The 13,312-nt window shown below is 63.9% G+C and carries 13 protein-coding genes; 6 read left to right on the forward strand and 7 right to left on the reverse strand.

Annotation, left to right across the window (positions count from 1 at the left end):
• Nucleotides 1–3: 3 nt before the first annotated feature.
• The 4 genes from thiD to KBY99_RS02670 are packed head-to-tail and all read left to right on the forward strand — an operon-like array spanning nucleotide 4 to nucleotide 3,929.
• Nucleotides 4–864, forward strand: coding sequence for a bifunctional hydroxymethylpyrimidine kinase/phosphomethylpyrimidine kinase (gene thiD, locus KBY99_RS02655; RefSeq protein ID WP_261352058.1), 861 nt, complete (start codon nucleotides 4–6; stop codon nucleotides 862–864).
• Between the two features lie 26 nt (nucleotides 865–890).
• A complete protein-coding gene (gene aroA / locus KBY99_RS02660; protein ID WP_254997160.1) occupies nucleotides 891–2,225 on the forward strand; it encodes a 3-phosphoshikimate 1-carboxyvinyltransferase in 1,335 nt (444 codons plus the stop codon).
• Between the two features lie 44 nt (nucleotides 2,226–2,269).
• Nucleotides 2,270–3,643, forward strand: a complete 1,374-nt coding sequence (gene glmU / locus KBY99_RS02665; RefSeq protein WP_254997162.1) for a bifunctional UDP-N-acetylglucosamine diphosphorylase/glucosamine-1-phosphate N-acetyltransferase GlmU — start codon at nucleotides 2,270–2,272, stop codon at nucleotides 3,641–3,643.
• A gap of 25 nt (nucleotides 3,644–3,668) precedes the next feature.
• Nucleotides 3,669–3,929, forward strand: a complete 261-nt coding sequence (locus KBY99_RS02670) for a chlorophyll a/b-binding protein (RefSeq protein WP_254997163.1) — start codon at nucleotides 3,669–3,671, stop codon at nucleotides 3,927–3,929.
• Between the two features lie 114 nt (nucleotides 3,930–4,043).
• On the opposite strand, the gene murF is transcribed toward KBY99_RS02670, so the two are convergent.
• Genes murF through menD form a run of 6 tightly spaced genes read right to left on the reverse strand, consistent with a single transcriptional unit; the run spans nucleotide 4,044 to nucleotide 11,019 of the window.
• Nucleotides 4,044–5,438 (reverse strand): UDP-N-acetylmuramoyl-tripeptide--D-alanyl-D-alanine ligase, encoded by a 1,395-nt coding sequence (murF, locus tag KBY99_RS02675; RefSeq protein ID WP_254997164.1) that lies wholly within the window; start codon nucleotides 5,436–5,438, stop codon nucleotides 4,044–4,046.
• Nucleotides 5,439–5,466: 28 nt separating this feature from the next.
• Complete coding sequence (locus KBY99_RS02680) at nucleotides 5,467–6,255, reverse strand: hypothetical protein (RefSeq protein ID WP_254997166.1); 789 nt, start codon at nucleotides 6,253–6,255, stop codon at nucleotides 5,467–5,469.
• 10 nt (nucleotides 6,256–6,265) lie between these two features.
• Nucleotides 6,266–7,738: a glycogen synthase GlgA gene (gene glgA, locus KBY99_RS02685; protein WP_315857941.1), complete on the reverse strand. Its 1,473-nt coding sequence runs from the start codon at nucleotides 7,736–7,738 to the stop codon at nucleotides 6,266–6,268.
• 40 nt (nucleotides 7,739–7,778) lie between these two features.
• The gene (locus KBY99_RS02690) at nucleotides 7,779–8,288 is read right to left on the reverse strand and encodes a L,D-transpeptidase (RefSeq protein WP_315857942.1); all 510 of its coding nucleotides are present in this window, start codon (nucleotides 8,286–8,288) and stop codon (nucleotides 7,779–7,781) included.
• Nucleotides 8,289–8,338: 50 nt separating this feature from the next.
• Nucleotides 8,339–9,199, reverse strand: a complete 861-nt coding sequence (menB, locus tag KBY99_RS02695; RefSeq protein WP_254997168.1) for a 1,4-dihydroxy-2-naphthoyl-CoA synthase — start codon at nucleotides 9,197–9,199, stop codon at nucleotides 8,339–8,341.
• Nucleotides 9,196–11,019, reverse strand: coding sequence for a 2-succinyl-5-enolpyruvyl-6-hydroxy-3-cyclohexene-1-carboxylic-acid synthase (menD, locus tag KBY99_RS02700; RefSeq protein ID WP_254997169.1), 1,824 nt, complete (start codon nucleotides 11,017–11,019; stop codon nucleotides 9,196–9,198). The genes menB and menD overlap by 4 nt, the downstream gene beginning before the upstream one ends.
• A gap of 44 nt (nucleotides 11,020–11,063) precedes the next feature.
• On the opposite strand from menD, the gene lepB reads away from it, so the two are divergent.
• Both lepB and KBY99_RS02710 read left to right on the forward strand, forming a co-directional pair.
• The gene (gene lepB, locus KBY99_RS02705) at nucleotides 11,064–11,672 is read left to right on the forward strand and encodes a signal peptidase I (protein WP_409996518.1); all 609 of its coding nucleotides are present in this window, start codon (nucleotides 11,064–11,066) and stop codon (nucleotides 11,670–11,672) included.
• 30 nt (nucleotides 11,673–11,702) lie between these two features.
• Nucleotides 11,703–12,062: a DUF760 domain-containing protein gene (locus tag KBY99_RS02710; RefSeq protein WP_254941274.1), complete on the forward strand. Its 360-nt coding sequence runs from the start codon at nucleotides 11,703–11,705 to the stop codon at nucleotides 12,060–12,062.
• A 38-nt stretch (nucleotides 12,063–12,100) separates the two neighbouring features.
• Here the strand turns inward: KBY99_RS02710 and KBY99_RS02715 are convergent, their stop codons facing one another.
• On the reverse strand, nucleotides 12,101–13,312 hold the full coding sequence (locus KBY99_RS02715) for a DUF4336 domain-containing protein (RefSeq protein ID WP_254997171.1): 1,212 nt from the start codon (nucleotides 13,310–13,312) through the stop codon (nucleotides 12,101–12,103).

The raw sequence follows: 13,312 nt of genomic DNA on the forward strand, positions 1-13,312 counted from the left end.
GCCATGGGCCTCCCCACCGTTCATTGCTGGAGCAAGCCGATAACTCCCGCCATCGCTATGACAATCGGCGGCAGTGATTCCAGCGGCGGCGCCGGCATCCAGGCCGACCTCAAGACCTTCACGAGCATGAAGGTGTACGGCTGCTCGGCCATCAGCTGCGTCACTGCCCAGAACAGCACAGGTGTCAGCCGCGTGGACGCTCTGTCGCCAGAGGCCCTGAGCGCCCAAATCACCGCGGTGCTAACAGATCTGCCGGTAGCGGCCCTTAAAACCGGCATGTTGCTCAACGTCGGCCTAATCGAGGCCACTGCTGCCGCCCTGGCGCCGCTGACGATCCCGAAGTTGATCGATCCGGTGATGGTGTCGCGGGCTGGTTCAGTGCTGCTTGAACCCAGCGCCATCGCTGCCTACCTGCTGCTGCTGCCCCAAGCCGAGCTGCTCACCCCCAACCTGCATGAAGCCCAGCTGCTCAGCGGCGTGACGATCGAGTCGGCTACCGATCTGGAGCGGGCGGTTGAGCAAGCGGCGCAGAGGCTGCTGGAGCTGGGGTCAGCAGCAGTGCTGGTCAAGGGCGGCGGCCGGCCGGAGCTGAGAGGCCGCGACTACCTGCTGCAGCGCCATGCCCCTGGCCAGTGGCTCAGCCACGCGCCAATCAGCACCACCCACACCCACGGCAGTGGCTGCACACTGGGGGCAGCGATCACCGCCCAGCGGGCCCTCGGGCTATCCCTTCAGGAGGCCGTGATCGAGGCCAAGGGCTACGTGGAAGGCGGCTTGCGTTCCGCCCTCGCCATTGGCGCTGGTCACGGTCCTCTATGCCACTGGCACGCCTATGGATCAGTCGGGCAGCGGCGCGCTCCATAGGATCGGCCAACTGCCGTCACTGCTTCGTGGCCCATTCCGCCGCTAATTCCGCCCCGCTCAGCCTGCCTGGCGGCGGCACTCTGGTGGGAACCGTGCAAGTACCCGGGGATAAATCAATCTCCCACCGGGCCCTTTTGTTTGGGGCAATCGCCGAAGGAGAAACCCGCATCGAGGGCTTGCTCCCAGCGGAGGACCCGCTCAGTACGGCCGCCTGCCTGCGGAGCATGGGCGTGGAGGTATCGCCGATTCAGGCCGGACAGCCAGTGACCGTGCAAGGCGCTGGCCTTGATGGCTTCCAAGAACCTGGCGATGTGCTCGATTGCGGCAACTCGGGTACCACCATGCGGCTGATGCTGGGGCTGCTGGCAGGCCGGGTTGGCCGCCACTTCGTGCTCACTGGTGATGGCTCCCTAAGAGGCAGGCCGATGCGGCGGGTCGGGGCCCCCCTGGCCCAAATGGGTGCCCAGATCGGTGGCCGCGGGGACGGCAACTTCGCACCGTTAGCGGTGCAGGGCCAGCCATTGCGTGGCACAACGATTCACACCCCGGTGGCCTCCGCCCAGGTGAAGAGCGCCATCCTGCTTGCCGCCCTCACCGCTGACGGGCCCACCACCGTGATTGAGCCGGCCCAGAGCCGCGATCACAGCGAGCGAATGCTGCGGTCCTTCGGCGCCGAGTTGTCTGTGGGCGGTGCGGGCAACACGGTGGTGACCCTGATCCCGGGGCAAACGCTCAAAGGTCAAGCGGTGGTGGTGCCAGGTGACATCAGCTCCGCCGCCTTCTGGCTGGTGGCCGGTGCCATCACCCCAGGCGCTGAGATCACAGTGCAGAACGTGGGGCTCAACCCCAGCCGAACCGGCATCCTCGAGGTGCTGGAGCAGATGGGCGCCCAAATAAGCGTGCTCAACCGCCGGGATGTGGCCGGAGAGCCGGTGGGAGACCTGCGGGTTTGCCACGGCCCGCTGCAAGCCTTTGATATTGGTGGCGAACTGATCCCCCGGCTCGTGGATGAAATCCCAGTGCTGGCGGTTGCCGCCTGCTGCGCCGAGGGCATCAGCCGTATTCGTGACGCCGAAGAGCTGCGGGTCAAGGAAACAGACCGCCTCGCGGTCATGGCAAGGCAGCTCGGTGCGATGGGCGGCCGCATCGAGGAATTCGCAGACGGCATGACTATCAATGGCTACACCGAACTGCACGGCGCAGAGGTTGACAGTGAGACCGACCACCGGGTTGCCATGAGTCTGGCGGTAGCTGCCGGCATCGCCCGGGGTGACACCCTGCTGCACCGGCCGGAAGCGGCAGCCGTCTCCTATCCGGGCTTCTGGGACGACCTAGCCCGCCTCAAGCAGCAGGCAAGCTGACAGGTAGTCCACGTAGATTCCCGGCCAGTAGTTACCGCCTGACCATGCTCGCCGTCGCCGTATTGGCCGCAGGGAAGGGCACCCGCATGAAGAGCGCCCTGCCCAAAGTGCTCCAGCCCTTAGCCGGGGCCACCCTGGTGGAGCGGGTACTGGCCAGCTGCGAGCAGCTTCAGCCCGAGAGGCGCCTGCTGATCGTTGGCCACCAGGCCGAGCGGGTGGAGCAGCAGCTGCAGGGCATAAGCGGCCTGGAATTCGTGCTGCAGCAGCCCCAGAACGGCACTGGCCACGCCGTGCAGCAACTGCTCGAACCGCTAAATAACTTCAGCGGCGATCTGTTGGTGCTCAATGGCGACGTGCCGTTGCTACGCCCTGAAACTCTTGCGGCCCTGCTGGAGCAACACCGCAGTAGTGGCGCTGCCGTGACTCTGCTCACGGCCAGGATGGACGATCCCAGTGGCTACGGACGAGTATTTGCCGATGCCAACGGCTCCGTTAGCGCGATCGTGGAGCACCGCGACTGCAATGACCAACAGCGTCTCAACCACCTAACCAACGCAGGTATCTACTGCTTCAACTGGGCCAAGTTGGCCGAGGTGCTGCCCAAGCTCACCACCGACAACGACCAAGGCGAGCTCTACCTCACCGACACGGTGGGCCTGCTCCAGCCGGCCATGCACCGAGAGGTCGCTGATGCTGACGAAATCGCCGGTATCAACGACCGGCTTCAGCTCAGCCAATGCGAGACGGCTCTGCAGGAGCGGCTAAAGCGCCACTGGATGGCTGAGGGTGTGAGCTTTGTGGATCCAGCTAGCTGCACCCTCAGCGAAGACTGCCGCTTTGGTAAGGATGTTGTTGTTGAACCCCAGTGCCACTTCCGTGGCAGCAGCTCCATCGGCGATGGCTGCCGCATCGGGCCCGGCTGCTTGATCGAAGACAGCAGCTTGGGAGCATGTGTGACCGTGCTCTATTCAGTGCTGCGCCAAGTGCAGGTGGCTGATCACTGCGCCATTGGCCCCTTCGCCCAGCTACGCCCCGGCACCTCATTGGCAGAGCACTGTCACATCGGCAATTTTGTGGAGGTGAAAAACAGCAGTCTTGCCAATGGCGTGAAAGTAAACCATCTCAGCTATATCGGCGACGCAGATCTGGGCGCTGGCGTTAACGTGGGAGCAGGCACAATCACCGCCAATTACGACGGCGTGCGCAAGCACCGCACCGTGGTGGGCGCCGGCAGCAAAACCGGGGCAAATTCCGTGCTTGTAGCACCATTGACCCTGGGCGAAAACGTGACCGTTGGTGCCGGCTCGACGATCACTAAAGACGTGCCGGCCGGCTCGCTCGCCTTGGGCCGTGCTCGCCAGCTCGTCAAGGAAAACTGGTCCACCCAGTTAAATCAGCCGGGCCCTCCAGCCCCATAGGCTGCGCCAATCTTCCCCAGCTTTTATGAATCGCGACAAGCGTCCTGCGGCTTCACCAGATGCAGCGTCACCAGATAAAGAGGGCTTTCTCTACGAGCCGGTGGAACGGTTTGGCGAGAGCATGACCAGTCCCAAACCCTGGAACAAGGCTGCCCTTGCCGGGGTGGAATTATTAAACGGTCGGGTGGCCATGCTTGGCTTTGCCGCAGCAATCGCCGGCGAGCTTCTCACCGGCAAGGGCATGGTGGGCCAGCTGGCTGCCATGTTGCATTGGTATTTGGGCTGAAAGCAGAAAGGCCCCGAGTGAACCACCACCCAGGACCTTCGCCCGAAGGCACAACATCGTGAAATGCTGCTCCGCTGCCATCATGGCCGATGGCGCCCAACATGGCGTGCCCTATTAGAGAAGCGGAATCAAGCGCTCCAAAGCAACACCCCTGCTGGCCTTGAGCAAAAGAACATCGCCAGGCTGCAGCCATTGTTGCAATGGCTCGGCCGCATCTTCCGGGCAATCAACCTGCCTTAAACGCGATAGGCCAGTGGCAGCCTCAACCATGGCCGCCCCTTCCTCGCCCTGGTCCACGATCACCAGCCCATCAAGGTCTAGTTGCCTTGCCCGCTCGGCCACGCTGCGGTGCAGAGCCAGGCTCTGCTCGCCCAACTCGAGCATCGTGCCGAGCACCGCGAAGCGGCGGCCAGGCTGCTGGGCCAGTAGCTCCAAGGCGGCAAGCACCGCCTCCGGTGAGGCGTTGTAGGTCTCGTCAAGTACCAGCACGCCATTTTGCTGCAAACGGCGGCTGCGTCCTCCGGGCAGATTCACCTGCAGGGGCCGCCAACGCTCAGGTTCAAGGCCGAGCTCCCGAGCTACCGCCATTGCAAGCATCAGGTTGCGGGCGTGATGCACTCCCTCTAGCGGCACGGGCAGGGCCACTCCGGCCAACTCCAGAATCTCCCCCTGGCAATCAAACGTGCCCACCAGATCTGCGGCCGCTTCATGGCCTTCTCCCTGCAGGGCAACCCGCACTACCCGGCCAGACCACACCCTGGCCAGGGCACGGTCCAGCAGGGGATCACCAGCTGGGATCACCACCAAGCCATCGGGCCTTAAACCAGCCACGATTTCGCACTTAGCCGTTGCGATTGCCTCGCGACTGCCAAGCCGGCCGATGTGGGCTGTGCCGATGTTGGTGATCACTGCCACATCGGGGCTGGCGCAACGACTCAGCCGTTCGATCTCACCGAGGCCGCGCATGCCCATTTCCACAACCAAGGCCGCCTGATCAGGGGCTGCGCCCAGCAAGGTCAGGGGAACGCCTACGTCGTTGTTTTCGTTGCCGCTGGAGGCCCAGATCGGCCCAAGCGGAGCCAGGGCACTGCGGATAAGTTCCCGCGTGGTGGTCTTGCCGGCAGAACCGGTCACCGCCACCACTGGCGCTGCAAGCTGCAGGCGCCAGAGACCCGCCAGGTCCTGGTAAGCCTGCAGGGTGTCCGGCACCAGCCAGAGGGGAACGTGAGCTGCGGCAGCAGCAGCCAACACAGTGGCCTGGGAGGCTGGCGCAAGGTGGCCCGCCTGGGCTAACAGGGCGGCGGCACCTGCCTCGAGGGCACCGGCAAGGAAGCCATGGCCATCGAAGCGCTCGCCAATCAGCGGCAGAAAAAGGTCGCCGCCGCGCAGCTGGCGGCTATCGGTGCAGATGGCCTGGGGGGCAAGCTTCAGCTCCGCCCGATCCAGCGCAAGTGGGCCGGTGGCGGTTGGACCCCAAAGCTCCTGCAACTGGGCTAAACGCAGACTCATCGTCGGCAGTCGGGGGCGATGCGGAGGATCATGCCTGAGGAATTGTCTCCGCCTCCCACAGCACCATGCCGCTACCCACCCGGGCGGCCTGAGCCAGCAGATTGCCGCCAGGGGCTACCAGGCGTAGACGCTCATAACCCAACTCACGGCTGCGCTGCAGCCAGAGATCGGCTTGCTGTTGGCGTCGCTGCAATGGCAAGCCTGCCCAGGTACTCACCAGCTCCAGATCGAGCAGCCCCTGCTCAGGGTGGGGGAGCGCAGAAGAAATGCTGCCATCGGGGTCATCGTTTGAGAGCAGGGCCAGCAGGGGGTCTAGCTCAAGGCGCACGGCAGGAGCAGGCTCTGCAAGCTCAGGAGGCTCAGGGGAGCTTGGCGCTGGACCAACAGAGCGAGCAGCTGGCTGGCCTAGGGCCTGGGCAAGCGGCAGGTCAGAACGGGGGGCAAGTCGTTCAGCAAGTTGTTCAACAACTGGTTGAGAGGCTGAACTATCCGCGATATCAAAAGTGGTTGGGCTGGGGGTGGGGCTAGAGAAGAGAGTTTTTATCAGCAGCGTCAGCAAAAACGCCAATACAGCCAGGCCCAGGGCTAGCAGCACCGGCCAAAAAAAGGCCGCAAGCCCTTGGGGCCAAAAGCCAGGCACGGATAAATCTCCCTCCCGGTTTCGGCGCACCAGCTCCCGCAGCTTGAGCACCGTGCTGGCCAAGGCGGCACGCAGGTCGAATGCAAGACGGCCCCAAGGTTCTACGTAAGGGGCCGGATAGGGAGCTGGTGGCTCCGAACGGCCCGACCTATCGGGGGCGGAAGTGGGTGGCGTCACCAAAAGGTGTTCAACGACGCTTCAGCAGGGAAGCCAGACCCCTCCGGCTGGGGTCCGCATCTTGACCCTGGGAGAAACGCTCAACGGCGGCAGCCTCGGGGGTTGGCTCCTTTACCCCGCAAACGTCGCGGTACATGGCGTCGTATTCGAGCGCCGAGCGGGCCCAGCTGAAGTCCACGCCCATGCCCCGGCGCTGGAGTTCCTGCCAACTGGCCTGATTGCGGTAGGCCTCCCAGGAGCGCACGATCGCCGTGTAGAAGTCGATTGGTTCATAACGGTCGAAGCCATAGCCGTTGCCGCTGCCAGCCAGGGGGTCGTTGGGGGGCACGGTGTCCACCAGACCGCCCACCATCCGCACCACCGGAATCGATCCGTAGCGCATCGCCAGCATCTGGCTGATACCGCAGGGCTCAAAGCGGCTCGGCATCAAGAAGGCGTCGCTGCCGGCATAGATCAGCCGAGAGAGAGCGTCGTCGTAGGTGAGGAAAACGGCGAAGCGGCCGGGATGGCGTGCTGCCATCTGCCATAGCCCCGACTCATAGGTGCGATCCCCCGTGCCCAGAACAACAACCTGGCTGTCGGTGTAGGCCAACACCCGATCAGCAACCTGCAGCAGCAGGTCGACACCTTTTTGATCGACTAGCCGGCTCACCATTCCCATTAGGTAGGAGCGGGGATTCACAGCCAGGCCAAAGCGCTCCTGCAGGGCCTGCTTATTAATGGCACGGGGAGCTAAATCTGCAGACGAAAACTGGGCTGGCAGGCTGGCATCAGTGGCTGGATTCCAGTCTTCGGTATCAATGCCGTTGAGAATGCCGCGCAACTTGCCACTGATGAAATTAAGCAAGCCATCTAGATGCTCGCCGTATTGGGGCGTGCGGATCTCCATCGCATAGGTGGGAGACACCGCATTGACCCGATCTGCATACAGTAAGGCCGCCGCCATCGTGTGGTCCCCTTGCATATACCAGGGACACCAGGTAATGCGATCAAGCTTCCAGCGCCAAGGGCCCTGATACTTGAGATTGTGGATTGTGAAGACCGTGCTGATCTCCGGGTCTTGGTGCATCCACACCGGCAACATCCCGGTGTGCCAGTCGTGGCAGTGCAGCACCTGAGGTTTCCAGTGATGCCAGCAGAATTCCGCAGTCGCGCTGGCAAAGAAAGTGAAGCGCCAATCCTCGTCTTCACCGCCGTAGATGCGCTCCGGATCGAAAACTGGATGGCCCACTAAATAGAGAATTAGGCCGTTGGTGGGATGGCGGGCCTCAAAGACAGCGAAGTCATTCCCCATCGTGTGGCCACGCCAGATGGGCTCGGGCGAAACCTTCAACTTCGACCACAACTTGCCGTAACCCGGCAGGATTATGCGTACGTCGTGGCCTAAGGCAGCTAAAGCAGGGGGCAAAGAGCCCACCACATCACCCATGCCCCCGACCTTGATCATCGGCGCGCATTCGGCCGCCGCAAACAAGACCCGCATCCCAGAGTTACCGGAGGTGAGCGCAACTCTACGGTTGTCGCTAGGGCAGCACCGTCACGGGCGTGCCCATCTCCACCAGATCAAACAGTTCCCGCACATGCTCATCCAGTAGGCGCACGCAGCCGTGCGATACGGCCTGGCCAACGCTGTGCCGCTGGGGTGTGCCGTGGAAGCCAGAACTGACGCAACCCTTCACCACAAGGTGCTCGCTGCCGTTAAAGCCGGCACGGCCCTTGCAGTCGCGGTGAAAGCCAATCCAACGGCTGCCGAGGGGGTTGGCAGGTCCAGGCGGGATGCGTTGGCCGGTGGCTGGGTGCTCCCAGGTGGGGTCTACCGCTAGCTCGATAACCGAAAACTGACCCACCGGGGTCTCCCAGCCCGGCCGGCCGACACCCACCGGGAAGCGTTTGCGCTCCTGGTTGCCCTCTAGTACCAACAACTGGCGCTGGCGCCGGTCAAGTACGAGCCGACGCTGCTGCGATGGCTCCACAGCTGCAACGGCAAGGGGTGGCGCACTTAGGACGGCTCCCACAAGCAGGAGCGGAAGCAATCGCAGCAGCCCCAACCAACCCACTGCCCTGAGATGAAATCTGTTTGTTTTCAAGGTAGCCAGGGTGCATCGGAGAAGTCCGGCGGTCGCTTCTCAAGGAAGGCATTGCGGCCCTCCTGGCCCTCCGCTGTTCGATAAAACAGATGGGTGGCCTGGCCGGCCAGTTCCTGAATTCCTGCCATGCCGTCGGTTTCAGCGTTGAAGGCAGCCTTTAGGCAGCGGATTGCCGTGGGGCTGTGCTGCAGCACCTCGCGCGCCCAGCTGATCCCCTCCGTCTCCAACTGATCTAGGGGCACAACCCCATTCACCAAGCCCATGGCCAAAGCCTGGTCGGCCCCGTATTGACGGCAGAGAAACCAGATCTCCCGTGCCTTGCGCTGGCCCACCAGCCGGGCAAGGTAGCCGGCGCCAAAGCCGCCATCAAAACTGCCTACCCGCGGTCCCGTCTGGCCAAATACGGCGTTCTCAGCCGCCAGGCTCAGATCGCACAGCAGGTGCAGCACCTGGCCACCACCGATCGCGTAACCGGCCACCAAGGCAATCACCACCTTCGGCAAGCTGCGGATCAGGCGCTGCAGATCCAGCACATTGAGACGGGGCAAACCCGACTCGTCGAGATAGCCGCCATCGCCGCGCACGCTTTGATCGCCGCCAGCGCAAAAGGCCCAGCCACCATCAGCCGCTGGGCCGGCTCCGGTAAACAACACCACCCCAACCCGAGGGTTGTCGCGAACTCGCGAAAAGGCGTCGCAAAGCTCCTGCACGGTGTGGGGCCGGAAGGCGTTGCGCTTGTGGGGTCGGTTGATCGTGATGCGGGCGATCCCCTCCTCGCACAGGTCAAAAAGAATGTCCTCGTAGGAGCCGGCGGGCTGCCACTGCACCGCTGACGGGGTCGGGGAGGAAGGGCTCAAGACTGCATCAGGGCTTGGGCGGCCATTCTGCGCAAGGTCTGGCGCCTGAGTGCATCGGCGCGGCGATCGCTCACCAGCTCAAGCAGTGCCAGCGGCTGATTCAGCGCCCAGTCCAGCTGGGATGGCAAGTCAGCGAGCTGCTCCACCCTGCGCCCCGGCACGCCATGGGCTGCAGCCAAAGCCAAGTGATCAAGCTGCTGGGGCATGGCAAACAGCCTCTCGAAATCCAGGGCCTGCTCAGGCGTGGTGCGAATTGGCAGCTGCTCAAAGATGCCGCCACCGCCGTTGTTGATCAGGATCACGGTGAGTCGCCCCTTTAGTTGGCGCTGCCAGAGCCAGCCATGGCTGTCATGCAGCAGGGCCAGATCACCGGTGAGCAGCACCGCCTGGCCATGGGCCTCTGCGACCCCGCAGGCGATCGACAGGGTGCCATCGATACCGGATGCCCCTCGAAACCCAAAAACCGGTCGCCAGGGGGCTGCGGGGTTGGCGAAGCTTTCCCAATCGCGCACTGGGCTGCTGTTGGCAAGCACCAGCGGCAAGCCGGCAGGCAGCAGGAGCCCCAGTTGGCGCGCCAAACAAAGCTCGTTAACACCGATTTCAGCCCCATCACCGCTGGCCAGCTGCTGATCTAGCCAGAGTTGTAATTGCAGCTCCTGCTGGCGCCAGCGAGACCCAAACTGCAGGGCCTCGGCGCTGGGGCCGCCGGCCCAAAAAGATGGAGGCAAGCTGGCGCTCCAGCCAGCCAAACCGGCAGCGCTCTGCTGGCATCCGCTGCCGTGCAATCCGCTGCCAAGCGGATCAAGACATCTCGGCTCGCCCTCACTGACAAGCCACTGGAGAGCGTTCTGGTCGGCCAGCCAGCGCTGCAGGCGGCGGCTGGCGGGCAAGGGGCCAAGGCGCAGCACCTGGGCTGAACGCAGCATGGGTTGAGGAGCCTCGAGCAGTAGGTCGTAGCTGCTGATCAAATCGAGGTCAGCCAACCCCCGCAGCCCGCTGAGTCCATCTGCCAGCACGGGCCAGCCCGTGCGCCGCTGCCAGCGCAGCAAAGCTTCCACGTAACCAGGCCAGTGCTGGGGCAGGCCGCGCCAGGGACCAGCCACAACCATGCCTGGCTGGCCTGGATCGGGAGCGGGGCTGAAGGGCGTTGCCTGTATCCCTGATCCAGCAGCCCCTAGGGCGAGCTCGGCCAATGAAGGTGATCTTGACGAAAGGGAAGTTGTCTCAAGGGAACCGTGGGCGATTGCCTCAAGCAGCGCCGGCCCGTCCGCATGTAGAGGTTCGGCAAAGGGAAGGTTGAGGTGCACTGGCCCCGGGGCCAGGCCAGGGGGCCGGGTGGCAGACCATGCCTGGAGAGCCAGGGCGGCGATGGCAGCGTCCGTCATGGCAGCCAGTCCAGTGCCATCGCCCTGGCCAAACCAGCGCACACTGGCGGCCAGAAAGCTTTCCTGGTTCACGGTCTGGTTTGCCCCACAGCCCTTGAGCCGGGTGGGGCGATCAGCACTGATCAGCAATAGGGGGATGGCGCCATAGTCCGCTTCCACCGCGGCGGGCAGCAGATTTGCCACAGCGGTTCCCGAGGTGGTGACAACCGCAACCGCTTTTCCAGTCGCCCTGGCCAATCCCAGGGCAAAAAAAGCGGCAGAGCGCTCATCAATGGCGGTGTACAGCTCCAGCCCGCGCGGCTCGAGCACGCCCAAGGCCAGGGCAAGGGCACCGGAGCGACTGCCCGGACACAACACAGCCTGGCTGAGCCCCTCACCCATCAGGGCCTTCAGCAGCAGCAGCGCCGCCTCGAGATTGCGACGGGCCAACTCCACGCCAGGGCGGTTCAGGATGGATTGAACCAGTCTCCCCTGCACCCTTGTCGTCCTCACCCCGCAGCAGCACTTCCAGCCTGGTCGAAACCCTGCGCCGCCAGGTGGTGCCAGTGCTGGCCTGGGTGTTGCTGGCCCTGGTGCTGCGCTGGGCGGTGCTGGAACCCCGCTGGATTCCCTCGGGATCAATGCTCCCGGCCCTGCAACTGCAGGATCGGGTGCTGGTGGAGAAGCTGCGCGCCCGGCTGCATCGCCCCCTACCGATCGGCACCGTGGTGGTCTTCCATCCCCCCACAGCCCTAATAGCCGCTGGCTACGACCCCAAGGCGGCCCTGATCAAGCGGGTGGTGGCGCAAGCGGGTGATGAAGTGGAGGTGCGCGATGGTGTGCTTTGGCGCAACGGCAGCAAGGCGGCGATCGATTGGTCAGCTGAACCGATGGACTACCAGCTGGAACCCCTCACGGTGCCCCCAGACCATCTGCTGGTTTTGGGTGACAACCGTAATGCCAGCTTGGATTCCCACCTCTGGGGGCCCCTGCCTCAAAAGGCCTTGATCGGCACGGCGGTGCTTCGCTACTGGCCCCTCAATCGGTTTGGCTGGTTACGGATCTCCGCCATGGGCCACCCCCCTGGTACGACGAATGAGCTGGGGTAGGGTGCAATATGGATGCAGCGCACGCCGGCGATGTTCAACCCGGAGTTCCTGACCACCGATAACGAAGCAATCAGCGGTAACTCGTTGATTCAGTACCTGCAGGAGCAGTCTCCTGATGTGCTGCAAAGGGTTGCTCGCTCAGCCAGTGGCGACATCCAGGACATCATTCGCCACAACGTCCAAGGGCTGTTGGGGATGCTCCCCGGCGAGCAGTTCGAGGTCAAGATTCAGACCAACAGAGAAAACCTGGCTGGCCTGCTCGCTTCTGCGATGATGACCGGTTACTTCCTGCGCCAGATGGAACAGCGCATGGAACTGGACACGAGCCTGCTGGGCTGCGGAGATCTGGACAGCGACCTCGATGCCGACCCTGGCGAGCTCAGGCTCTGAGTTAGCTCAAACTCAGAAATCCCCGAGTCCAGAATCCCCTAATCCAAAAACCCTGGTCCAGGCTCCGCGGGCTGCTCTGGCACAACTCCAAAGCGCAGGAGGGTTTTGTCAATGCCGCTCAGGTAGGCCCAGCTGCCCCTATCTGGTGCCCAATCTCGCCCTTCAAGGCATTCTGCAAGCTCCCCTAGTTGCTGAGGGCTGCAGGCCACCGGAGCTTCGTAATGGGCCGGCACCAGCCAGCGGATCTCGGATTGGCCAGCCAAGGTGCGGATCCAAGTCACCAGGGCGGCCCGGCAGCGGGGAAAGACCAGCCGCTCCAACACAGGCGCCACCAGCAGTGCGGCCTCAGGGCCGGGCACCAAACTCCGAAATTCAGCCTGCCAGCCCTCCTGCCAGCGGAAGGGATATAGGCCGAAATAGGCCCGCGGGGAGCGCACCCCCGCGGCCAGCAGGCCGGCAAGCAACTCCCTGATGCCAGGTACCTGCAAATGATCTGGGCGGAGATAGGAGGCAAACAACACCAGTCGCTGCCAGCCCCGTCTGCGGCAATCAGGGGTGTCGAGCAGGGGCGCATCACCGCGATCCCTGGCATGGAAAAGCAGCGGCGTTGGATCGGCATCAAATAGCTCTGGGGGCTGCTCACTGATGGCCACTAGGGCATCGGTGAGCAACAGGCAACCGCTAGCGCGGTGCAGGCAGGCCGCCTCCATGAAGGTGCCCAGGCCTAGGTCTAGGGGCCCGAGCGGTAGCCAGTGCAGCTCATCGGCATGGGGAAGCCCCTGCTCAAACAGCACCCGGGTGCGCTGGGCCGGGAACCCCAGCCAAGCCAGCGGCAGCGGCAAGGGGAAGCTCCACTGCCGTGGTGTCACCCACACCTGAGCAGCGGGAAACGCCCTTGCCATCGCCGGCACCGGCAGCTTGTGCTCAAGGCCAGAGCTGGTGGGCAGCACGATCGTGCAAACGGGCCCGTAGCGGTGTTCCAGCTCGGCAAGAGCTGCCCGCACCTCTCCAGTGGGGGGCACGGGGGCATAGAGCAACAGACCACCCCGCACACGCACCACCGTCATCCGGATCGGCACTGCCACGTAAAACACCCCCTGGAGCTGCTCGAAACTCCAGACCTGGCCTGGGATCAATTCGCGCACCAAGGTGCGGCGGCGTCCGTAGGGGTAGAGCGGCAACAGCGGCCACCAGGGCCAGCTCTGATCTGCGCCCGGCGCAGCTTGATCTCGGCTGGAGAGCTGGTTCAC

The organism is Cyanobium sp. Maggiore-St4-Cus (genome assembly GCF_024345615.1).
Lineage (GTDB): Bacteria > Cyanobacteriota > Cyanobacteriia > PCC-6307 > Cyanobiaceae > Cyanobium_A > Cyanobium_A usitatum.